Below are 22,813 nucleotides of genomic sequence, written 5' to 3'. Positions count from 1 at the left end.
TTCAATAAATTCAAATTAAAAAAGATAACCAGTTCAATTAAGAACTGATTATCTTTTAAATTTATATCTTAAAGCATTTCTGACGTTGTTCTGCCCTGCATGTGTAGCTGAAGGTAATCCGGTCCGCCTGCTTTAGAGTCAGTACCTGACATCTTGAATCCGCCGAATGGGTGGTATCCAACGATTGCACCAGTACAGTCACGGTTGAAGTATAGGTTACCTACCATGAAGTCGCGTCTTGCTTCTTCAATGTGTTTTCTGTCTTTAGTAATAACAGCACCTGTCAGACCGTAGTCTGTGTCATTTGCAAATTCGATAGCTTCTGTGAAGTTCTCTGCTTTCGCAAAGCCTACTACAGGTCCGAAGATTTCTTCCTGCATTATGCGGTCATCGTGCTTAAGTCCTGAGAATACTGTCGGGTTAACGAAGTGTCCTGTTTCATTGTCGACAGTTCCGCCAACTTCAAGTTTACCTTCTTCTTTACCGATTTCGAAATATTTCTCGATTTTATCAACAGAAGACTGGTCGATTACCGGCCCCATGTAGATATCTCCTTCAGGATCGCCGATTGTTAATTCTTTCGTTCTTGTGACTACTTTTTCAAGTAATTCATCGTGGACATCCGACAGTGCGATTACACGTGAACATGCCGAACATTTCTGCCCGCTGAATGCGAATGAAGATTTAACGATTGCATCTGCTGCAAGGTTAAGATCTGCACTGCTGTCAACAACGATCGTATCTTTACCGCCCATTTCAGCGATAACACGTTTAAGGTTGACCTGGCCGTCCTGTACGATAGCTGCTTTTTCGTAAATGTTAACACCGACGTCTCTTGAACCTGTAAATGATACGAATGCAGTATCTTTATGTTCAACTAACAGGTCACCGATTTCACGGCTTGAACCTGGAATGAAGTTAACGACACCTTTAGGCATACCCGCTTCTTCTAGTACTTCGATAAATTTATAAGCAATTACCGACGCTTTAGATGAAGGTTTTAATAATACTGTATTTCCTGTAACAAGTGCAGCTGAAGTTGTACCTGCCATGATTGCAAATGCAAAGTTCCATGGAGAGATTACAAGGCCGACACCTAAAGGAATGTAATCAAATCTGTTGAATTCGCCTGGACGTGATTCAATTTTGCGTCCGTCTTTTAATTCAAGGTTTTGTCTTGCATAGTATTCAAGGAAGTCAATTGCTTCTGCAGTATCTGCGTCCGCTTCTTTCCAAGGTTTACCCGCTTCTTTTACAAGCACTGCTGTAAATTCAAATTTTCTTTTACGCACAATTGCAGCTGCTTTGAAAAGAATATCAGAACGGAATTCAAATGAAGATTTTCTCCACTCTTTGAATGTTTCTTTAGCAGTATCCATTGCGTCTAATGCTTCTTTTTCACCAGCCTGTGACATGTTGCCGATGATTTCTGATTTTTTAGCCGGGTTATATGATTCAAGTTTTTTATCAGTCAGGATACGTTCACCGTTAATGATTAACGGATAATCCGATCCGAAGTCTTTTTTAATTGTTTCAAACCCCTTGTTTAATGCTTCTTTGTTCTCGTCTAACGAGAAATCTGTAAATGGTTCGTGTTTGTACGGTATCATAAATAAATTCTCCTTTGTTTTTTGATGATTATTTAAAACTTATTCAATTTATTCCGCATTTTTAAGATAACATTTTTTACTAAATTGTCCAACTGATTCAGATTAATTTTTTAAATATTTAGCCGCTTTTCATCAGTACGTTCACAATATCTATATAAGTTGATAGAGCAACGTGTAAAACGCTCTCATCCACATCGAATTTTGGATGGTGATGGCCGTATTTTAACTCATATGGGAACAGCATATACGTCGCTTTACCATTTTTTTCGTGGACCCGTTCCATCATCATCGTCACATCTTCCGAAGCGCCGAGAGGCAGTGAGTCTTTTAAATCTGTTATAAGAGTATTGTTTTTAACTGCTTCTTTCACAACTTCAATCAGATCATCTGAACAGACAGCATCAGGCGCTTCGCCCATGGCGATAATCTCCGCTTCATTTTCATACATATCAGCAGCGGCCTGAATAACGGTTTTCGCTTTATTATACATATAATGGTTAAGCTCCGTCGTTTCTCCGCGCGTCTCTATTTCCATAAATGCAGTATCCGCGATAACATTTCTGCCGCTGCCAGCTTTCATAGTGCCGACGTTAATACGTGTCGACCCATCACCGTGTCGTGCGATAGCATTTAAATTTAGCGCAGCAGCTGAGGCTGCTAAAAGCGAGTTATTACCGGCATCAGGTTCAACACCTGCATGCGCTGATTTTCCCGTGAACTTCACATCGAACTTCGAACTGGCCAGAAAGTCAGTTGTCGAGGCACTTACTGTACCTGCCGGTAAATTTCTAATGCCGAGATGACCTGAAAAGAAATAATCAACATCATCCAGCCAGCCTTTTTCGACGACTGCTTTCGCACCGCGGACGCTCTCTTCAGCAGCCTGAAAAATAATTGTAAATCTGCCTTTAAGCTTATCTTGATTCGCATTTATATAGTCTGCTAAAAACAGGCCGGTCGTAATATGCCCGTCATGTCCGCAAGCATGCATTTCACCTTCGTGCAGTGAGTTAAAGTTTTCGCTGTGTGGAATATGGTCCTCATCCGCTGATTCTTTAATCGGCAGACCGTCGATATCAAAACGCGCTGCAAAATGCGGGCCGGGTTTTCCTGTATCGAGTGTAGCAATTACACCGGTTGTTCCTTCTTTAACATGTTCTAAGAAATCTTTAGGCACTCCATGTTTTACTGCCCTGTCATAACTGTGAAGAAATGCCTCATTATCCGGCACACCGACTCTCGCGCTTCTTAAAAGCACATCATCTCCAAGATAGAGTTTGAAATCCATCGTTTCTAACTTTTTATAAATTTTATAAGTCGTTATAAATTCGGTAAAACCAACTTCCGGAAAGCGGTGAAATTTGCGGCGCATCTCGCTGAGTTCGTGTTTAATGTTTGTCATTCTTACGCCTCCGCCAATTTATTTAATGAATCCACTGCCATATTAACCATTGCAGTGATGCCGTACTCAAAAGCATCCTCATTCAGCCTGAACGCAGGATTATGGAGAGGTTTTTGTCCTTGGCCGACAGATGTCCCGAGCCAGTAATACACACCCGGATATTCTTTTAAAAATCTGCTGAAGTCTTCTCCGGCAAGACTCGGCAGGAGTGCTGGTGTGGATTCTTCACCGTAAAGATTAGTGATGGATTTTTTCAGCTGAGCCGCCCATTCAATATCGTTTACCGTGGCTGGATAACCATCGTAAAATTCGATTTCAACATCAGCACCCATCGCCGAAGTGACCTGCTCTACAATTTCAAAGAAGCGCTTTTTAGTCAGTACTTTAGTCGCATCTGACTGTGTGCGGATTGTTCCTTCCAATTCCGCCGTTTCCGCAATAACATTATGTTTTGTTCCCGCATCAAATCGACCGACTGTTACGACAGCCGGCTGCATCGGATCAGTGTTTCTGCTGACGATAGTCTGCAAGGCGCTGACGACCTGATTGGCAACGATAATTGCATCCGTCGTACTGTGCGGCATTGACGCATGTCCGCCCGAGCCGGTAATAGTAATTTTAAAGCGGTCTGAGTTACCCATAATCGGTCCGGCCATTATACCGAACTTCCCTACTTCAAGGTCTGGCCAGACGTGCTGTGCAAGCAGCATGTCCGGAGTATACTCATCAAACACACCATCTTCCAGCATGCGTTTGGCACCGCCAATGGGTGAGAGTTCTTCTGCCGGCTGGAAAATTAACAGTATCGTTCCTTTAATTTTATCTTTATTCTCATTTAAAATTTTTCCGGCATGAAGCAGCATCGATGTATGCGCATCGTGACCGCAGGCATGCATAACGCCTTTATTTAACGAAGTGAATTCTTCACCTGAAGTTTCACTGATAGGCAGGGCGTCGATATCTGCTCTGATACCGATTATCCCGCCCTCTTTTTCCCCTTTTATAATTCCGAGGACGCCCGTGCCGGCATATCCCGTCTCATACGGAATATTAAATTCATCCAGTTTTTCCTGGATGCGTTTTGATGTTTCATACTCCTCAGTGCTTAACTCCGGATTGAGATGAAGCACTCTTCTGAACTCAATCGCATCATTAATAATGCTGTTATTAATTTTCATTATTTTTCACCTCACAAATAATTATACACGAGCGAATAACTATTTTTTGTAATATTTAATAAAGTCATCCTGTAAAGAATTGCCGATATAATCCTGTCCGGCATTCATCATCCAGTCGTAATTATCAAATTTAATATTCAAAGCTTCCCCTTTAACTGTTATTTCTTCATTCAATGGAAGATATAAAATATGGCGGCGCTTGCCCCCGTATTTCAATCTCGTGCGCATTATTTTAAAACCGAGTTTAAATTTATCTTTTAAGCTCGCCAGGTTAGCCGGCATTACTGTTGAGAAAATATAATCGAAGTCTCCGCTCTCACGTACTTGTTCAATTAAATACTCGCCCATTTTCATCTGCAGTTTCTGTCCGCGGTGTTCAGGGTTGACCAGTGAAATTTCTGAGTAAATCGAACGTTCTCTATTAACGCCGACATCGTCAGCCAGGTGCTCTTCTTCTGTTAATGAAGGAATGTACATCATACGAAGTGCTATCAGCTCATCTTCGTGAAAGACTCCCGTGACGTATCCTTGCTCCAGGCAAGTTTCAAATTCTTTTCTCGTCAGTTTTTCAAGTACTTCTTTCTGTTCTAAAAACTCGTAAATCGAATCCTGCAGCTCCAGAATTTCCTCGATATCATTTAAGTTAAGTTTTACAAATTTCATTGCACTGCCGCCCTTCTTAAGTGTATTTGATGTTTAGATTATGCCAATTCCGGTTATTAATATATTGAGGAGTTGGTGTAAAATGAATATATTAGTGAAATGTATGAACTCCAGTAATAACAAATCATTCTTTAAACTGATAACTAATCTAGATGCTGAGAAAGCATCACTGGATTCCTTTATATATAACTGCATGAGACAAACAAGCGACTTTGATGAGGATAATTTATTAGTGGAGCTGATTTACCCGGACCATACAGAATTATATTTGGAATATAATTTAGATTACAGCCGTTAATTTAAACGGCTGTTTTTTTTATTTAATATCTTCCAGCCATTCAAACATTAAAGGCACCCATTTTTGCACGTGCGGGTTTACTTTGCCTGTAATTTTTGACGCGACACTTAAACCATGGTCACCTTTATGGAATGTATGAAGTTCCCACGGCACACTATGCTGTTCCAGCGCATTTGCGAAATCAAGTGTGTTTTTGATAAAGACCAGTTTGTCTTCTCCCGTATGCCACATAAATGTCGGCGGTGTATTTTCAGATACATAGTTTTTGGCAGTTGCTTTATCGAGTACATCTTCTTCAATTGATTTCCCGAAAACCATCCGGCTTGCCATCGACATATACTGCGGATCACCGATGCCTCTTTCTTCTGCAATAATTCTGTTCAAATCGTAATCGAGTATTGGATAACCGAGAACCTGGAAGTTCGGACGGTACCATCTGGACTCTTTACCGACGAGCTCAGTAAGCCAGTCCTGATGCCAGTGTACGCCGAGACTTGCTGCAAGATGACCGCCGGCAGAAAATCCGAGTACACCGATATTATCCGCATCGACATTGTATTCATGAATATTTTCGCGAATATGCGACATCGTTAAAGCCAGTTCTATTAACGGGTTTGGAAATTCGGAGCCGAGCGTTTTATCCGGCTTGAGCATCGATGCAATTTTGTACATTTCATCTCTTTCCGGTGTTCTCCCCTCCGCTTCAATCATCGTGCCAATCGTAGAATAACGCAGGATAAATACCTGATAGCCCTGTGCCAGAAACTCATAAGCAATGGGTTCCGCTTCTCGCTTTGAGACGTACATATAACTTCCGCCGGGGCAAATAACCACAGCCGGTTTCGCTTCGAATTTCACACCTGAATCCCCGAGCATTGCTGTGACCTCAGCATAATAATTACCAACTTTAAACTTTTTAATTTCCATCGTCTATGCCTCCGTACTCTTATTACTTCAATAGTAACAAAAAATTGAGAACGATATGAAGAATCGTGTATCCGCCCGTTAAAAAAATTAAGGGTATGGACCTTTCCCGGGCCTCTATGTATAATGAACAATGCAAATAAAATGACGAAGAGGTTCTTAGCCACACCCTCTCAAAAAAACTAAGACACATTAACACGTGCCTTCGTTGGCGCGTGTTTTTTTATTTTTAGGAGGATTTATAATGACTGAAGATTACTCAAAAGATTTAAGCTTACTCGGAAATCAGAACGTAGAATATAAATTTGATTATAATCCGGAAATATTGGAAACATTCGAAAACGGTCATATTGGACGCGACTATTTTGTGAAATTTAACTGCCCAGAATTCACGACACTGTGCCCGATGACCGGCCAGCCGGATTTCGCAACAATTTATATCAGTTATATTCCCGATGTAAAAATGGTTGAAAGTAAAGCATTGAAGTTATATTTGTTCAGTTTCCGCAACCACGGCGGATTTCATGAAAACAGCGTCAACATGATTGTCGACGATCTGGTTGAACTGATGGATCCGAAATATATTGAAGTATGGGGCAAGTTCACACCGCGCGGCGGCATTTCAATTGACCCTTACGTGAACTACGGCAGACCCGGGACTAAGTATGAGCAGATGGCAGACCACCGCTTGATGAATCACGATATGTATCCGGAAAAGATAGACAACAGATAAGAGAGACGGCTAAGAATTTCTTCCATTTATAACTGGAGGAAACACAATGATATTTTATTTGACCGCACTCTTTGCGGGACTGCTCGTGGTTTCAAATATACTTGCAGTTAAAGTATTTACGATTTTCGGCTTTGACTTACCCGCCGCTGTCATCGTTTATATGGCAACATTTCTAATTACAGATGTGATTGGCGAAGTCTACGGCAAGAAAATGGCTGCACGCGCAATCCGTGCAGGATTTATTACGCAGATTATTGTTTTATTTTTTATTTACATAGCAATAGAAGTTCCCGCTGCACCGTTCTTTAATATGCAGGGGGAATACGAAATGATTTTAGGCGGCAGCTTCCAGGTCATTATCGCGAGTCTTGTTTCATACCTGGTCAGCCAAAACCTCGATGTTTTTATATTCCATAAACTAAAAGAACGTCACGGCAGACGCCACTTATGGCTGCGCAATAACTTTTCGGCAGTCATTACACAATTTGCCGATACGAGTATATTTATCGTCATTGCATTTATCGGCACGGTACCGAATGAAGTGTTAATCAGTATGATATTTATGCAGTACATCGCGAAAATTATTATCGTGCTGCTGGATACACCGCTTGTTTACTTACTTGTCGCGTTAGCACGAAAGCAGCTCGATAAAGAACGTGCACTTTTAATGAACGTGACGCAGCATTTGCATTGATTTAGATGATTCTGAATCTGTAGGTTACTATGAATTCCGTTCATTGTGACTAAAAAAATCCTCCATCTGCAAAATGCAGACGGAGGATTTCATATTTTATAAACTATTTCTGACAACTTTCCGGTAATATACTAGCGACATCAGTGCAAATATTGAATACAGCACTGTGTATACGCTCATCACAATCAGCATGGGTGTCCACATCTCAATTCCGAAGATGAACCATCCTGACTTGACTGCAAATAACGAATGCAGCAGGCCAATGACTAATGGAATACCGAATGATATTATCATTTTCAGCGCTAGTCCTTTTAATATTTCTCCTTGTGAGAAACCAAGTTTACGCAGCACTTTATAGCTGCCTTTCTCGTCTTCACATTCATCGATTTGCTTAAAGTACAAAATACATCCCGATGTCAGCAGGAAGGCGAAACCTAAAAATCCAACGATAAATGCCATCATTCCTGACATCTGAATCATTTCATTATATTCTTTTAATCTCGAGTTAAATCCCGGGTGTTCTTCTTGATCCATTAATTCATAAACTTCTTCACTATCTCCGTCGATAATATCAAAGGCAAACAGTTCTGAAGGCATTTCGAAACCACCGGTTTCTTCCGGCTTATTCTCCGCCAGTTCCTGATATACAGCATCGTCGATTATTAAAGTCGGCAGTCCGAATGACAGATACGGCGGCACTACACCTTCACTCATCGTTTCAGTGATTTCTACAGTTCTTTCAAATTCTTGACCATCCGTAAAGGTCACCGGGGCTCCTTCATCAAATGACATAAACATATCGAGAACCGCAATTGTTCCTGTAACTTTAGCTTCATTTTGAGCAACATTAAAATTGTCAAACTCAGCATCACTTGCTACGACTATACCCATTTCACCGCTGTTCATTGAAGAATTTTCATTTTCAGGAATGTCGGTATTTTCGTCTGTTCTGACAATGTTATAATGCATAAATGTTTTTTCAACTCTGTTAATTTCATGACCATTCTCAGTCAAGAGGTCTTCGAAGAAATCTAAATCTTCAGCATGACTCACCGTGTAATCATACGGCGTTCTGCTGTCGAGCATTTTATCGGTTGAATAATACGTAATGTATGACAGTGTCATTGCTGTAATACTGATTGCCGTAATAACAGCAATCACCGTTAAGAGAAATGCATTAGAGCGCATTTTAAACATAACACTCGTAACTGACAGCACGTCATTGACATTGACGTGCCCGTTTTTACTTTTACGGCTCATATTTAAAATAAATGCAACGGAATATTTAAATGTGAAATATGTTCCGAGTATTGTCAGTAATAAAATTGCTACCATATAAATTGGCAGCAGTATCGGATTTTCCATCGCACGGTCAAACATCGTCTGCGACATGTAATAGCCGAGAGCGATCATTAAAATACCAGCAATCCCGAGGACAATAGTCATTTTCCCAATTGGTTTCCCTGTGTTTTCTGAAGTTTTATTCAGCTTCAGCATGTTAATCAGAGATGAACGTTTTAAAAATACATAGTTCTGAATCATCAGCACGATAAAAATAAACACGAACACCCCCGCTGTAATCAGCACAGCAGTTGGAGAAAAGTTCATTTCTACCATCATATCAACTCGCATAATTTTTAAGAGCAGCATCAGAAGCAGTCTTGAAATAAAGAAACCGAGAACAACGCCTCCGATTAAACTGCCAAAATATATAACGAAGTTTTCAAGCAGCAGAATTCTAAAGATTTTACTGCGGTTCATTCCAATCAGCTGAAACAGTGCCAGCTCTTTGTGACGTCTTTTTATAAAAATCATATTCGCAAACATCACGAACAGAATAATTATAATGACGACGGTCACGGATCCGACTGAAAATAAAGCACTCATCGGTGTACTCGCAGCAATTTCCTCCATTGTATTTTCATCGAGCGTCAGCGTTAAGAGTGAGAAAAACAGTGCCACACTGAAGACCAGTGCAAATATATATAATGCGTAGTTATTTAAGTTTCTAATAAAGTTTTTAATAACTAAATTATTCAGCTTCATCGACGACACCGCCTAATACACGCTGCGTATCCAGTATTTCTCTGTAATACGCATCCTGTGACATTTCACCGCGCGACAGGCTCGTATACACCTGACCGTCTTTTAAGAAAATTACACGGTGTGAGAAACTCGCCGCTGTCGCATCGTGTGTGACCATTAAGATACTTGTACTTAATGTTTCGTTCAATTGCTGAAGTTTTTTCAGCAGTTCACTTGCTGATTTTGAATCCAGTGCACCTGTCGGCTCGTCTGCAAAAATGATTTTCGGCTGATGGATAAATGCCCTTGCAGCACTTGTACGCTGTGCCTGGCCGCCTGAAATCTGGCCCGGATATTTCTGTGCCAGTTCCTCGATACCGAGCTGCACCGCTACACTTTTAAACTGTGTTTCCGCTTCACTTTTCGACATTGAGCGGATAGACAGCGGCAGCATAATGTTTTCTTTTACTGTCAGTGTGTCGAGAAGATTATAATCCTGGAAAATAAAGCCGAGGTCATTTTTTCTGAAGTCCGCGAGTTTTTTATCTTTTAATGTCGTAAAGTCCACGTTGTCGATATAAATATGACCGCTTGTCACATTGTCTATTGAACTCAGCACATTTAAGAGCGTCGTCTTGCCTGAACCTGAAGCACCCATAATGGACACGAACTCACCTTTGTTTAAATTAATATCTATGCCTTTCAGCACTTCTGTGCGGTTGAATTTATTCCCGTAACTTTTTTTAATATCTGTCGCTTTTAACAGCATAAGAAAGCCTCCTGTTTTTCTTGATTAACTACAGTTTATACCGTTTTTCATGCGGTATCGTTTGATTCAGCGAACAAAAATCACTACAAAGTGACATTTTCGTCACTTCATAGTGATTTCGGTAAATTTATTCGCCTGCTTAAACGTTAAAGTTATCGTTGTATATTCACCGTACACAGACTGCACATCGATATTAATTCCAAGTACGTCACATACTTCTTTCGTTAAATACAGTCCCATTCCTGTAGACTGATCATCATCGTGGTCACTTGTAGACGTAAAGCCGGATTCAAATATGCGAGCAATATCTTTCTCTTTAATACCTCTGCCGTAATCTGTCACCGTCAGTATCATCTGTTTTTTAATGACCTGCCCGCTGATTACAATATCTTTGTCTTTAGAATACTTCACACTGTTAGTAATAATCTGGTCCAGCACAAACTGCATCCACTTGCTGTCGGTATGAACTTCAGATTCATGCAGTCTGATATCAAAACCGATATTTTTCTGCAGGCAGATATCACGGAGTTTTTTAATCGATGTGTTTAACAGCTCAGCCAGATTGATCTGTTCGATATATAAATCATTTTTTATATTCGGCAGCCGTTTTAAATACAGCACTTCGTTCAGCGTACTGTTCAAACGTGTCCATTCTGTACTGAGTTTATGCCGCTCGGTGCCGTTTAAATCATCGATCATCAGTTTCATCGTTGTGACCGGCATCTTCATATCGTGAATAAACCGGGTCAGTTCATCTAAATTTTCGCGCGTCTTCTGCGATTCTTTATCCAGCTCACGCTGATGAGCGAGACGCAGTTCATCAAGTTTCTGATAAACTTTGCGCTGCATTGGCGTATTACCTTCCGACATTACCACCGCATCATCCAGCGTTTCGAGATTTAAAAAGTCGCTGCTGAATGATTTTTTTCTCGTATAATCCCAAATAATATACACAAGCAAAATAAGCAGATTAAAGAAAAAAATATATATGACAGCAACATTCGGAATACTGTTATCGATATAGCCGATTAAAAGAATAGCCGAGTTAAATCCGAGAAACAAAAGGAATACAGGAATATTTTCTTTAACATACATATTCATCTACTCCTTTAAAGTGTAGCCAATACCCGTCTTAGTCTGCACGGCATCTGTCAGACCGATCGATTCAAGCTTTTTACGAAGACGATTAACGTTTACCGTCAGCGTATTATCGCTAATAAATTTCGAGTCATCCCAGAGAGATTCAATAATTTCTGTCCGCGACACCGTATCTCCGGTATTTTGCGCCAGAATCGACAGAATATATGACTCATTTTTTGTCAGTTCCATACTGTTGTCTTTTATCGTTACAGTCAGCTTTTTAAAATCGAATACCGCATCCCTGAATTTAAATACATCAATTTCCTTATGCTGATATTCATAAGTTCTTCTAAGAAGCGCCTGCACTTTCGCATTCAGCACTTCGAAATTAAACGGTTTCTGCACGTAATCATCCGCGCCCATCTGCATACTCATGACCATATCCGCCGGGTGGTCTCGTGATGAGAGAAAAATAATCGGCACACTGGAGACATTCCTGATCATGCGGCACCAGTAAAAGCCGTCGTATTTCGGCAGCGTAATATCGACGATAACAAGTTCAGGGTTATATTTAATAAAATCATTCATCACATCGTTAAAATCCGTCACTCCGTATGCATCGATATCCCACTCTTTAAAACGTGCTGCCAGTTCACCCAGCAGCACCGGATCATCTTCAATTACAAGTAATTTCATCTTAAAACTCCTTATCGTTTCCTAAAGGGCATCATTTTTAAATACGTAAAGTTGCGCCAGATCCATTCGAGCGGACCGTAGCTGAAGTACTTCATCCAGAAATGACTTAATATCAGCTGCAGGATAAAGACCCCGGTGGCAATTGGAATAAACCAAACTGCATCAATACTGTTAAACAGTCCGAACACGTAAAATATTACGAGCATAATTACCGTCTGGCCGATATAATTCGTAAGCGCCATCTGGCCGACAGGCTGAAGCAGTCTGACAAGTTTCGGCAGCTTCAGTAAAATTAATGCAAGCGCCGCAACATAGCCGAGTGACATCAGCGGACCGCCAATTGTACTGGATAACTGGGCAAGCTGAACGAAGACAATATCGTCTCCCTCGTATGTTGTTAAGTAGCCTGTAAATATTTTTACCGGCAGGCCGACACCAATACCGATAACTGCAACTTTTCTTAACAGGCCGGTATGTTCGCGCAAGTTATTAAAATAGCCTTTTTGCCCCGCATACAAACCAAGCAAAAACATTGCGAGTACATTAGGAATAACAAAAATCGCACCGGCTGCAGACAATCCTAAGATAATCGCGTTCATGCCGACAACATCACCGTAAGAACCGTTTAAAATTGTCTCAGTCATGTTTAATGAAAATATATACCCTTCAGACTCCATGCCGGTATTTACTGCAGCCATATTCATCATATAAGTACCGATTGAACTTAATAAAACAATTATTGTTGAAAGTGAGAGCAAGCCTACTGCAATAATTAAATTCACCTTCGGTTTAAATTTATAGAACAGCAGTAAAAATAACCCTGTTACAGCGTACGTCCATAAAATATCTCCGTACCATAAAAGAATGCCGTGCAGCAGTCCAAATACTAAGAGCAATGCAATTCTTCTTAAAAACAGCGCTGCAGTCGACTGTGTTTTCTTTTCAGCACGCGATAAAAATATGTAGAATCCAAGACCAAATAAAAATGAAAACATTGTATAGAAATTAGTCGTGATAAATGTATTAATAAAAAACAGTGATAATTCATTCCAGAAACCGGTGTAAATTTCACTGCGTGTACTTGTAAAACTATCGTCGAGATCCGGACCGGCAAATGACATAATGTTCATCATCAGTATGCCGAGCAGCGCAAATCCGCGGATGCCGTCGATTTCAAAAATTCTTTTGTTAAACTCTATCGGATTATTCTCTCCCATAACTCACCCTCCATTTACAGTAAGTATACTTCTAACAAGTAAAAATTTAAACAGCTGACATGCTGGAGTGCTTGCTATGGGGTGCTCATGCGGTTGAATATCAGTTTGCAACCCGATGAAGAACTCACATGCGGTCGTTTATCAGTTTGCGACCTGATGAAGGATACTCATGCGGTTGAATATCTTTCTCAGACCCGATGAAGAACCCACATGCGGTTGATAACACCACCCCTTCCCCTAAAAACACAAAAACCCGGAAATCTTAATTAAGATTTCCGGGCTGCCATGCTAGAACTGCATGAATGATGGCGGTTCACCTGTAACATATGAATATATATAGTAGAAACAAATACCGATGACCGGTACAACTATTACTACAAATAAAAACAATTTTAAAAACTTCGTCAGTATTTTATATAAAATCATGATGCCGATAATTATCAGTGCACCATACAGTATGTTCTGCCATGTATAATCCAGAATATAAAATCCAGTGTAATTAATAACAAAAATCGATGCGACGCTGGCTAAAACTATCATTACTAAACGCATTAACACATTAACCGCTCCCTCTTATCGTCATTTAATTATAATGGATTCCTTCTATTATTCAAAGAGTTTACACAGTCTGCGGTTTAATTTGTGTTGCAGCAATTAATCCGCAAAGTACAATAACAAAGCCGAGCCATGGCCCGTAGCTGATATCAAAGTTACTGATAAACAGTCCGCCGATTACAGCGCCGATACCGATTCCTAAGTTCAGTGCTGACATATTCCAGCTGAAGACATTCGAGCTTGAGCCTTCAACATTCTCAACAAGTCCGCCCTGCACTGCAGGTGAAGTTGCCCACTGGAACAAGCTCCAGGCAAACATGTTGATGTAGAACAATACTGGTGTGCCGTAAAGGAAAGGCATGATAAACAAACTGACAAGGAAAAATGACATCATTATCATAACGGTTTTCTTCGGACCGATTTTATCGACTAAGTTACCGCCTAGATACGTTCCTGTCATACCGCCGATTCCCGTAATTAATAAAGCGAGCGAGACGTTTTCAAGTGTAAATCCGTGAGACGTCATCAGCGGAGATATATAACCGAGAATAATATAGTTACCGATTAACACAGCAAGTGTCACCGTAATATAAAGTGCAACGTTTTTTCTCGATTTAACTTTACTCTTTTGCACGCCGGCAGGTGTATGGTCAACAAGCGCTTCGGAACGTACAAACATCATTATGCCAAGTCCGACTAAAATTGCGATTACTATAACGATTGCGAAGATCACTCTCCAGCCAAACTGTGCACCGATAATCGTTCCGATTGGAATTCCAAACACGTTTGCCGCGCTGAATCCCATATAGACAAGTGCAAGCATTTTTCCGCGGATATGCGGTTCTGACAGGACAACTGTCATATCAAGTATTTTAACGATAAAGACCGCTGCCGCCATCGCCGTAATAACACGGCCGAGTGACAGTATTAAGAACGAGTTGGCAAGTCCGAAGACCACGTTACCGATTATAAACACTATCAGTGAAAGCAGCACGACAATTTTTGTCGGCATGTTTTCAGTTAAGCGTATTAATATCGGACCGAACAAAGCAAAACTGACTGCGTAAACAGTAATCAGCTGTCCGGTTAAAGCGTGGCTGATACCAAGGTCATTACTCATTAATTCCAGAATTCCGGAAACGATCAGTTCCATCATTCCGAGCAGGAAAATCCCCACTGTAAAGGTAATAATTAATTTTTTATTCATATGTATTCCTCGCATTTAATATAATATAGTTTAAAAAGGCAACCTGATTATTATACAATAAAGTAGAAATGTTTCAAATGACTTTCTGTCTTTAATTAACTTATGAGGTGTAAATATGAAGAAATTAATGTTTTTAGTGCCGTTTATCGTACTGTTACTCAGTGCATGCAGCAGTGAATCTAAAGAAAACTATACGCAGATGCTCGGTGCTTTTGAGCGAAACGATAAAGAACTGAATACGATGCTCAATGAAACAGCAGAAAACATTAGCAGTGAATCCAACCGGGAAAAAGCTTTAAAAAGTATAAATGAAGATATTATTCCCAGAGTTACTGACTTTCGCCAGACAATTAACAACTATACATTGAGCGATGAGCAGCATATTGAAGTACAAGAAGCGATGATTGATTATTTAAATGAAGTTGAAGATTTAATGGAACTGTACAGCAAATTTAATGAAGAGTTCTTTTTTGTTAATCCTCTGGGTGATGACTCCATCGATGACCAGCTAAACAGCAGCCTGGATAAAATCAGTACACAAGAAGAAGATATGGAAAAGGCAAAAGATAATGTCCATCAGTTAATTGGAGACAATGAAGCAGAATAGTGTTCAGATAAAAATCTCCGCAGATTATTAAATCTGCGGAGATTTTTTTAACAGAATCGTTCTGTAAAGTTACGCGAAGCAATTCCTTCTGTAAATTCTTTACCGTATTTTAAATTTAAAGCTTCTATTAAATTACCGTACTGTCCTGCGTCTTCTAGCCCTTCAACAAATTCCGTTATACCGTCGAAGTCTGAACCGAGACCGATATGTCTCTCTCCGCCAAGTTCGATAATTTTATCGATATGAAGCATTACATCATCTAACGTTACTTTGTCTTCTCCGATAAACGGCGGGCAGAAGACGATATTAATCATTCCGCCTTTATTGATCAATTTAATTATTTGTTCGTCGTGCAGGTTTCTTGCATGATTATGAATACTTCTGGCATTTGAGTGGCTCGCAAAAACGAGTTTGCCGTGCTCTATAACATCTTCAAATCCCTCAACATTTAAATGACTGACGTCGATCAGCACATTATTTTTGTTACATTCTTCTATAACCTTCAAGCCGAATTCACTTAGGCCGGTGCCTCGTTTTTCTCCTACACCGTCAGCAACCAGGTTGCCGTTATTCCACACGAGTCCAAGCGATAAAACCCCAAGTCTGAATAATGTTCTCAGCTTCATTAAATCATTGCCAAAAGCGTCTGATCCTTCCAGCGTCAGCACTGCGCCGTATTCACGCTCTTTTAATTTTTGAATATCCGACAGCTGTTTAATATGCACCATGTTTTTCATCGTTAGCACTTCCTCGTAAAATGCATCGATCTGTTCAAGTGCATGCTGCCATTTTTCATTATCCGGTATGCCGGGAGATATGAATACTGCATAGAATTGTACTTTGACGTTCCCTTCAATTCTCCGCTCCATATTTGTATCAAGTTCTTTAGAATTTAAATAATTCAGCTGACGGTCCTGTTGAAAATAACTGTGTGTCCGACGCGCATCACCTTGCAGTTTTAATAATGCATCACAATGTGTATCAATAATATTCATAAATATCTCCCCTTTTCATTCTAATTCTATTATAATAGAATTTAATACATATGAAAACGTTTTCTACTTTACTATTATTCATTATCTCGTATAATTATTTAGTACATTCATATTAAAATTAAAATTCACAATAAAAAAGAGGGTATATTATGTCGCGTTTTCCTACATTTTTAAAGTTCTTTATCCCTTCAGTAATCGGTATGTTCATGTTCCTTATACCGCTGAAGATCGATGGAGAAACTACTGTTCCTGTTGCCTTTCTCGCTAACACAATTATAGAATTCATTACTATTGAAACGATTACACTGCTAACAGTTATAACAATTGTAATCTCTGCAGTGTTCAGTATTATATACAGCTGGTTAGTTAAATCCGGTTCAGGCTTTATGCATGACGTATTTAATACATCAAACTTCTGGGTTGTTCTCAGAACAGTCGGTGCTGTTTTCGCAGTACTTGCGTATACGCAAGTTGGACCGGAAATGATTACTTCTGCGAATACCGGTGCAATGATTTTAAATGATTTGCAGCCGACATTATTCACAGTATTCATTATTGCAGGTTTCTTCCTGCCGCTTCTGTTAAATTACGGGCTGCTTGAATTTATCGGCACGCTGTTTTCTAAAGTGATGCGCCCGCTGTTCACTCTGCCGGGCCGTTCTACTGTTGATAACCTTGCATCATGGGTCGGCGACGGTACTGTCGGTGTTATTTTAACGAGTAAACAGTATGAAGACGGTTTTTACTCAAAACGTGAAGCGAGCGTTATCGCTTCAACATTCTCAGTTGTTTCTATTACATTTACGATTGTTATTCTCGATTTAATCGATTTAATGAATATGTTCGGACAATTTTACTTAACTATTATCGTGGCCGGTGTTGCAGCAGCATTAATTATGCCGCGCATCCCGCCTTTATCCAAAATCGAAGACACGTATTACAATGATGCTTCTGAACTCGAAGAAACAATTCCTGCCGGCCATAACCCATTTTCATGGGGTTATAAGAAAGCAATGGACAAGGCTGAACATTCGCCAGGCATCCTTTCTTTAATTAAAGAAGGTATTAAAACAGTATTCGATACATGGTTTGGCGTACTGCCGGTTGTTATGGCAATTGGTACACTGGGTACCATTCTTGCAGAATACACACCAATCTTTTCTTGGCTCGGTATGCCATTCGTTCCGCTCTTAGAGATGATTGGAATTCCGGAAGCTCAGGCAATGAGTGAAACAATCTTTATCGGTTTCACTGATATGTTCTTACCAGCAATCCTGATTGAAAATGTACAGAGTGATATGACCCGCTTTATCGTTGGTGCGCTGAGCATTACACAGCTCATTTACCTTTCTGAAGTCGGCGGTGTTATTCTCGGTTCGAAGATTCCCCTTGGAACCGGCAAGCTTTTTGTAATTTTCTTATTGAGAACTGTGATTACTTTACCAATCATTATCGTTGCAGCATTCCTTATTTTCTAATATGTCAAAAGTCCTTTGGAAATTTAAATTCCAGAGGACTTTTTCTATAAATTTTAAGGTGGGAGTCGCCGCGGGACTGGCATGACAGGGTTTCATATGTATCCGGGACTCGACGGATTGGTATGACAAGGTTTCATATGTATCCGGGACTCGACGGATTGGTATGACAAGGTTTCATATGTATCCGGACCCCGCCGGACTGGCATGACAGGGTTTCATATGTACCCGGACCCCGCCGGACTGGCATGACAGGGTCTCATATGTATCCGGGGCTCGCGGGACTGGTTTTACAGGGTTTCATATGTACCCGGACCCCGCCGGACTGGCATGACAGGGTTTCATATGTATCCGGGGCCCGACCGACTGGCGTGACAGGGTTTCATATGTATCCGGGGCTCACCGAACTGTTCAAAATCAAAAATCAGCAGCAGAATCTCAATAATTCTGCTGCTGATTTACTAACTTATTTATAATTAACAATTGTATATTTTTTCTTGCCGCGGCGGAATACAGTAAACTCACCGTTAATTTTGTCTTCTTCAGTGATTTCATGGTTTACTTCCTGCATTCTTTCACCATTAATATAGATTGCGCCGTTCCCGATATCTTCGCGTGCCTGGCGTCTTGATGGTGATACATTCGCATTAACAAGTACATTAACAAGCGTATTATCTTCAGCGTCAACTTCTGCCGACGGCGCATCTTTCAATGCATCTTTAATTTGTGCAGCATCAAGCGATTTAATATCTCCGCTGAACAATGCTTCTGTTACTTTTTTAGCTTCTTCCAGTCCTTCTGAACCGTGGATAAATTCAGTAATTTCATCTGCAAGACGTTTTTGTGCTTTTCTGAGGTGCGGTTCTTCAGCAACTGATACAGTTAGTTCCTCAATTTCATCGCGTTCAACAAACGTAAATAATTTAAGGAACTTGATCACATCTTCGTCTCTCTGGTTGAGCCAGAACTGATAAAATTCGTACGGTGAAGTAAGTTTTTTGTCGAGCCAGATGTTGCCAGATTCAGTTTTACCGAATTTCTTGCCGTCCGCTTTGGTAATCAGCGGAATTGTCAGTCCTTCAGAGTTTGTAGTACCGTACATTCTGCGCATTAATTCAAGACCGCTTGTAATGTTCCCCCACTGGTCAGAACCGCCGATTTGGATTCTGACATCAAACTCTTTGTTTAAATGTCCGAAATCGATTGCCTGTAAAATAGTGTATGTGAATTCAGTGTATGAAATACCTGTTTCAAGACGTGATTGAATCGCGTCTTTCGACAGCATGTAGTTCAATCCAACATGTTTGCCGTAATCTCGTAAAAATGAAATTAAGCTGATTTCTTTCAGCCAGTCTTTGTTGTTTACGAGCACTGCTGCATTATCGTCACTGAAATCAAAAATTCTTTCCATCTGGCCTTTTATCGCGTCGACGTTCTGATCCACTTCATCTTCAGAGAGCAGTTTGCGTTCGTCCGCTTTAAATGAAGGGTCACCAATCATTCCTGTGCCCCCGCCGATTAATACTACCGGACGATGACCGTATTGCTGGAAACGGCGCATTGTTAAAAATGGTACTAAGTGGCCGATATGAAGACTGTCCGCCGTCGGGTCCGCCCCGCAGTACAGCGAAATTTTTTCCTGTTCGAGCATATCGTTAATCTTTTCTTCGTCAGTCATCTGATACACAATACCGCGGTATTGCAGGTCTTCCAATAATGTAGTCATAATTTCCTCCAGTAATATTATTTTAATGAATAAAAAAACACCCATACTTATACAGTATGGGTGCGTTACACGGTACCACCAAACAATTTATCTCTAAATTAGAATGTACGTCATCTATTACGATCTGAACTTTTAGTATGAGTGTATTCGTAAAATTATCATCACCCGCTCGCACCATCCGCCGGCTCTCTGAATCAAATAACAGTACTACTTCTCTCATCGTTCAAATTATTCATTAAATTTTAAACAAGTATATTATCAGGATGATAAAATGTCAAGTTTACATCCTGCAGTCCAGTCTTATTGTTTTGACTTTTATACGTTTTGATATACGATTACATGGTTGAATTACAATATGTTTACACGGGCTTTTATCACTATGAGTGCGATAAGAACATATGATATAATCTTTTTAATAGGAGGTTGGCATGGATAAGAAAAATGACTTTATTGATAATATAAAAAAGATGTTCTCCCGCAAAGATCCTGACAAAAAGAAAGACAAAGTTCACGGAGCAAATGCTAAGGACAAATATCATAATACAGTCGCCCGCTTTAAAAAAGCAGGTTCCCCTATCAGGGTGTCATTCTTCACAGCATATGACACTATATGGAATGTAGTTTTATTTTTACTTTTAGCATTCACCCTGCTTGGGATATTCCTTTTCAGCATCGGCCTCGGTTACTTTGCAGCACTAGTCTCAGATGAAGAAGTGCTTGCTGAAGAAGAAATTTTAACCGATCTTACCGAAATGACTGAAAGTACGACTGTATCATTCGGCTCCGGCGAAGAACTCGGAACATTGAGATCCGACTTAATCCGGGAAACTGTCGATTATGAAAACATCTCTGAAAACGTCATGGATGCATTAATCTCAACTGAGGATGAACACTTTTATGAACATAACGGTGTCGTTCCAAAAGCATTCATGCGCGCATCCCTGCAGCAAGTAGCAGGCGGCGATGAAAGTTCAGGGGGAAGTACCATTACACAGCAGCTGGTGAAAAACCAGATGCTTACTAACGACCCGACATTCGACCGTAAAGCAACAGAGCTTCTGCTCGCATTCAGAGTCGAAAATATCATGTCCAAAGAAGAAATTATGCAAGCATACTTAAATGCAGTATCGTTTGGGCGTAATGCCAACGGGCAAAATATCGCTGGTATTGAATCAGCAGCCCAAGGTGTTTTCGGCAAGCCGGCAGCAGATTTAAATATTGCTGAAAGTGCATTTTTGGCTGGCTTGCCGCAAAATCCTTACGCATACACACCATTTAATCAGGACGGTACAATGAAAGAACCTGAATTGCTCGAGGCCGGTAAGAACCGCCAGGATTTCGTCCTTTCAAGAATGCTGACTGAAGGTGCAATTACCGAGGAAGAACATGATCAGGCACTTCAATACAACATCTATGACAATATGGCATCAAGTGTTGTTGTACCAAACCAGAACTATCCGTTCCTGACAGATGAAGTGGAACGTCGCGGTGTGGAAATTATTAAATATATCCTCGCCGAAGAAGAAGGCATCAGCCGTGAAGATGTTAATTCAACGCCTCTGCTCAATCAGGAGTACACTCAAAAAGCGAATGAAGCAATGCGTAATGAGGGTTATCAGATTGAAACGACAATCGATAAAACGATTTACGATACGATGCAGGACACAAAAAATAACAACTTTACCTACTACGGCCAGCGCAGCAGTCTGGATGCACTAAACGCGACTGAAGGCGAAGAAGAAGAAATACTCGATCACGAAGTCGGCATGGTTCTAAAAGATAATAGCACTGGTAAAATACTTGGTTTTGTCGGCGGACGCAACTATGATGAATCCGAAGTTAACCATGCAACCCAGACAAAACGCCAGGCAGGTTCAACGATGAAGCCGCTGAGCACATTTGCTCCGGCAATCGATCAGGGCTTAATCGTACCAGATACAGTATTACTTGATAAAGAGTTCAACGATAACGGTTATGAGCCAAGTAACTACTCTACTGAAGAATACGGCTTAGTATCTGCGAAACACGCACTCAGCAACTCATATAATTTAAGTACTTTAAGATTGTGGTCTGAAGTTAAAAACCATAATCCGGGACAGTATTTAGAACAGATGAATCTGAATGTATCGGACGAACTGTTAAGCACAGCTTCACTGCCGCTCGGTACGAACGACGTATCGGTTGTAGAAAACGTCGATGCATTTTCTACGTTCGGCAACGAAGGTGAAATGACAGAGAGCTATATGATTGAATCAATTACTGATCCAAGCGGTGAAGTAGTTTATGAACAGCAGCAGGATCCAACAAGAGTGTTTAAAGATTCAACATCATTCTTAATGGCTGACATGCTGAAAGAATCATTTGTTACCGGTTCTGTTTATCACATTAAAGATTACTATGACTCAGTACAGGGTGTTTACGACTGGTCAGCGAAAACCGGTACATCCGAGCGTTTCGTCGATTCATGGATGGTCGGCTTTAACCCGAAAGTTACTTTAGGTATATGGATGGGTTACGACCGTAACATTCCCCAGGTCTACTACACAGACGATGAACAGTACTATCACCTGTACAACTGGAGAAATATGGCGCAGGCATTAACAAACGTTGCACCTGAACAGCTCGGGGCATACGAAGAATTCCAGCAGCCTTCATCAGTCAGAGAAGAAGAATTCTGTGCACTGACCATGGAACTGGAAGATGACTGCTCAAGCAGTATGGACAGACCAATTGAAGGACTAATCGCAGAAGATACGCAGTTCTCGAACAAGAGTTCACTAAGTGATCCTGCAATCCAGGCGCGTATGGGCGCAGCGGTTGACAGCGGCCTTTCAAACAGTGATTTAAGAGGACGTGTCACGCGGACGTATGATGACACATATACAGTCGGCGGCAGATCATCAAGAAGCAGCTCATCAGATGACGATGACGACGATGATGATGATTAATTAAGTAAAAT

At 40.6% G+C, this 22,813-nt stretch carries 20 protein-coding genes and 1 riboswitch; of the genes, 6 read left to right on the top strand and 14 right to left on the bottom strand.

Annotated elements, in window-relative coordinates:
• Positions 1–68 precede the first annotated feature (68 nt).
• The 4 genes from pruA to H625_RS12930 form a co-directional block, all read right to left on the bottom strand.
• Positions 69–1,610 carry an L-glutamate gamma-semialdehyde dehydrogenase gene (gene pruA, locus H625_RS0109370; RefSeq protein WP_026859673.1) on the bottom strand — a complete coding sequence of 514 codons (1,542 nt, stop codon included), beginning with the start codon at positions 1,608–1,610 and terminating at the stop codon, positions 69–71.
• A 118-nt stretch (positions 1,611–1,728) separates the two neighbouring features.
• Positions 1,729–3,012, bottom strand: a complete 1,284-nt coding sequence (locus H625_RS0109365) for an amidohydrolase (protein ID WP_026859672.1) — start codon at positions 3,010–3,012, stop codon at positions 1,729–1,731.
• Between the two features lie 2 nt (positions 3,013–3,014).
• Positions 3,015–4,190 (bottom strand): M20 metallopeptidase family protein, encoded by a 1,176-nt coding sequence (locus tag H625_RS0109360; RefSeq protein WP_026859671.1) that lies wholly within the window; start codon positions 4,188–4,190, stop codon positions 3,015–3,017.
• Positions 4,191–4,229: 39 nt separating this feature from the next.
• Positions 4,230–4,853, bottom strand: a complete 624-nt coding sequence (locus tag H625_RS12930; protein ID WP_035785696.1) for a GNAT family N-acetyltransferase — start codon at positions 4,851–4,853, stop codon at positions 4,230–4,232.
• A gap of 82 nt (positions 4,854–4,935) precedes the next feature.
• Between H625_RS12930 and H625_RS0109350 the strand changes: the two genes are divergently transcribed.
• Positions 4,936–5,151: a hypothetical protein gene (locus tag H625_RS0109350; RefSeq protein WP_026859670.1), complete on the top strand. Its 216-nt coding sequence runs from the start codon at positions 4,936–4,938 to the stop codon at positions 5,149–5,151.
• Between the two features lie 18 nt (positions 5,152–5,169).
• Here H625_RS0109350 and H625_RS0109345 read toward each other — a convergent pair whose 3' ends face one another.
• A complete protein-coding gene (locus H625_RS0109345) occupies positions 5,170–6,078 on the bottom strand; it encodes an alpha/beta hydrolase (RefSeq protein WP_026859669.1) in 909 nt (302 codons plus the stop codon).
• A gap of 143 nt (positions 6,079–6,221) precedes the next feature.
• Positions 6,222–6,267, top strand: a riboswitch (PreQ1 riboswitch).
• A 52-nt stretch (positions 6,268–6,319) separates the two neighbouring features.
• On the opposite strand from H625_RS0109345, the gene queF reads away from it, so the two are divergent.
• The gene (gene queF, locus H625_RS0109340; RefSeq protein WP_026859668.1) at positions 6,320–6,808 is read left to right on the top strand and encodes a preQ(1) synthase; all 489 of its coding nucleotides are present in this window, start codon (positions 6,320–6,322) and stop codon (positions 6,806–6,808) included.
• A gap of 46 nt (positions 6,809–6,854) precedes the next feature.
• Positions 6,855–7,502 (top strand): queuosine precursor transporter, encoded by a 648-nt coding sequence (locus H625_RS0109335; protein WP_026859667.1) that lies wholly within the window; start codon positions 6,855–6,857, stop codon positions 7,500–7,502.
• 96 nt (positions 7,503–7,598) lie between these two features.
• Here H625_RS0109335 and H625_RS0109330 read toward each other — a convergent pair whose 3' ends face one another.
• The 7 genes from H625_RS0109330 to H625_RS0109300 all read right to left on the bottom strand — a co-directional run bounded on the left by H625_RS0109330 (position 7,599) and on the right by H625_RS0109300 (position 15,051).
• On the bottom strand, positions 7,599–9,548 hold the full coding sequence (locus H625_RS0109330) for an FtsX-like permease family protein (RefSeq protein WP_026859666.1): 1,950 nt from the start codon (positions 9,546–9,548) through the stop codon (positions 7,599–7,601).
• On the bottom strand, positions 9,535–10,296 hold the full coding sequence (locus tag H625_RS0109325; protein WP_026859665.1) for an ABC transporter ATP-binding protein: 762 nt from the start codon (positions 10,294–10,296) through the stop codon (positions 9,535–9,537). The genes H625_RS0109330 and H625_RS0109325 overlap by 14 nt, the downstream gene beginning before the upstream one ends.
• 102 nt (positions 10,297–10,398) lie before the next feature.
• Complete coding sequence (locus H625_RS0109320; RefSeq protein WP_026859664.1) at positions 10,399–11,391, bottom strand: sensor histidine kinase; 993 nt, start codon at positions 11,389–11,391, stop codon at positions 10,399–10,401.
• A 6-nt stretch (positions 11,392–11,397) separates the two neighbouring features.
• Positions 11,398–12,072, bottom strand: coding sequence for a response regulator transcription factor (locus tag H625_RS0109315; protein WP_035785694.1), 675 nt, complete (start codon positions 12,070–12,072; stop codon positions 11,398–11,400).
• Between the two features lie 11 nt (positions 12,073–12,083).
• Positions 12,084–13,289 carry a DUF418 domain-containing protein gene (locus H625_RS0109310; RefSeq protein ID WP_026859662.1) on the bottom strand — a complete coding sequence of 402 codons (1,206 nt, stop codon included), beginning with the start codon at positions 13,287–13,289 and terminating at the stop codon, positions 12,084–12,086.
• Positions 13,290–13,577: 288 nt separating this feature from the next.
• Positions 13,578–13,829, bottom strand: coding sequence for a hypothetical protein (locus H625_RS0109305; protein WP_169516129.1), 252 nt, complete (start codon positions 13,827–13,829; stop codon positions 13,578–13,580).
• Positions 13,830–13,908: 79 nt separating this feature from the next.
• The gene (locus H625_RS0109300) at positions 13,909–15,051 is read right to left on the bottom strand and encodes an MFS transporter (RefSeq protein WP_026859660.1); all 1,143 of its coding nucleotides are present in this window, start codon (positions 15,049–15,051) and stop codon (positions 13,909–13,911) included.
• Positions 15,052–15,166: 115 nt separating this feature from the next.
• On the opposite strand from H625_RS0109300, the gene H625_RS0109295 reads away from it, so the two are divergent.
• Positions 15,167–15,658 carry a hypothetical protein gene (locus H625_RS0109295; RefSeq protein WP_026859659.1) on the top strand — a complete coding sequence of 164 codons (492 nt, stop codon included), beginning with the start codon at positions 15,167–15,169 and terminating at the stop codon, positions 15,656–15,658.
• A gap of 47 nt (positions 15,659–15,705) precedes the next feature.
• Here H625_RS0109295 and H625_RS0109290 read toward each other — a convergent pair whose 3' ends face one another.
• The gene (locus H625_RS0109290) at positions 15,706–16,653 is read right to left on the bottom strand and encodes a dipeptidase (protein WP_026859658.1); all 948 of its coding nucleotides are present in this window, start codon (positions 16,651–16,653) and stop codon (positions 15,706–15,708) included.
• A 149-nt stretch (positions 16,654–16,802) separates the two neighbouring features.
• On the opposite strand from H625_RS0109290, the gene H625_RS0109285 reads away from it, so the two are divergent.
• A complete protein-coding gene (locus H625_RS0109285; protein WP_026859657.1) occupies positions 16,803–18,131 on the top strand; it encodes a YjiH family protein in 1,329 nt (442 codons plus the stop codon).
• A gap of 463 nt (positions 18,132–18,594) precedes the next feature.
• Here H625_RS0109285 and tyrS read toward each other — a convergent pair whose 3' ends face one another.
• On the bottom strand, positions 18,595–19,857 hold the full coding sequence (gene tyrS / locus H625_RS0109275; protein ID WP_245573130.1) for a tyrosine--tRNA ligase: 1,263 nt from the start codon (positions 19,855–19,857) through the stop codon (positions 18,595–18,597).
• A gap of 425 nt (positions 19,858–20,282) precedes the next feature.
• On the opposite strand from tyrS, the gene H625_RS0109270 reads away from it, so the two are divergent.
• On the top strand, positions 20,283–22,802 hold the full coding sequence (locus tag H625_RS0109270; protein WP_051239044.1) for a transglycosylase domain-containing protein: 2,520 nt from the start codon (positions 20,283–20,285) through the stop codon (positions 22,800–22,802).
• Positions 22,803–22,813 lie beyond the last annotated feature (11 nt).

This window comes from Jeotgalicoccus psychrophilus DSM 19085, assembly GCF_000425845.1.
Taxonomy (GTDB): domain Bacteria; phylum Bacillota; class Bacilli; order Staphylococcales; family Salinicoccaceae; genus Jeotgalicoccus; species Jeotgalicoccus psychrophilus.
The sequence above is the reverse complement of the archived record's forward strand: the minus strand, read 5'-3'. Positions and strand labels throughout refer to the sequence as shown.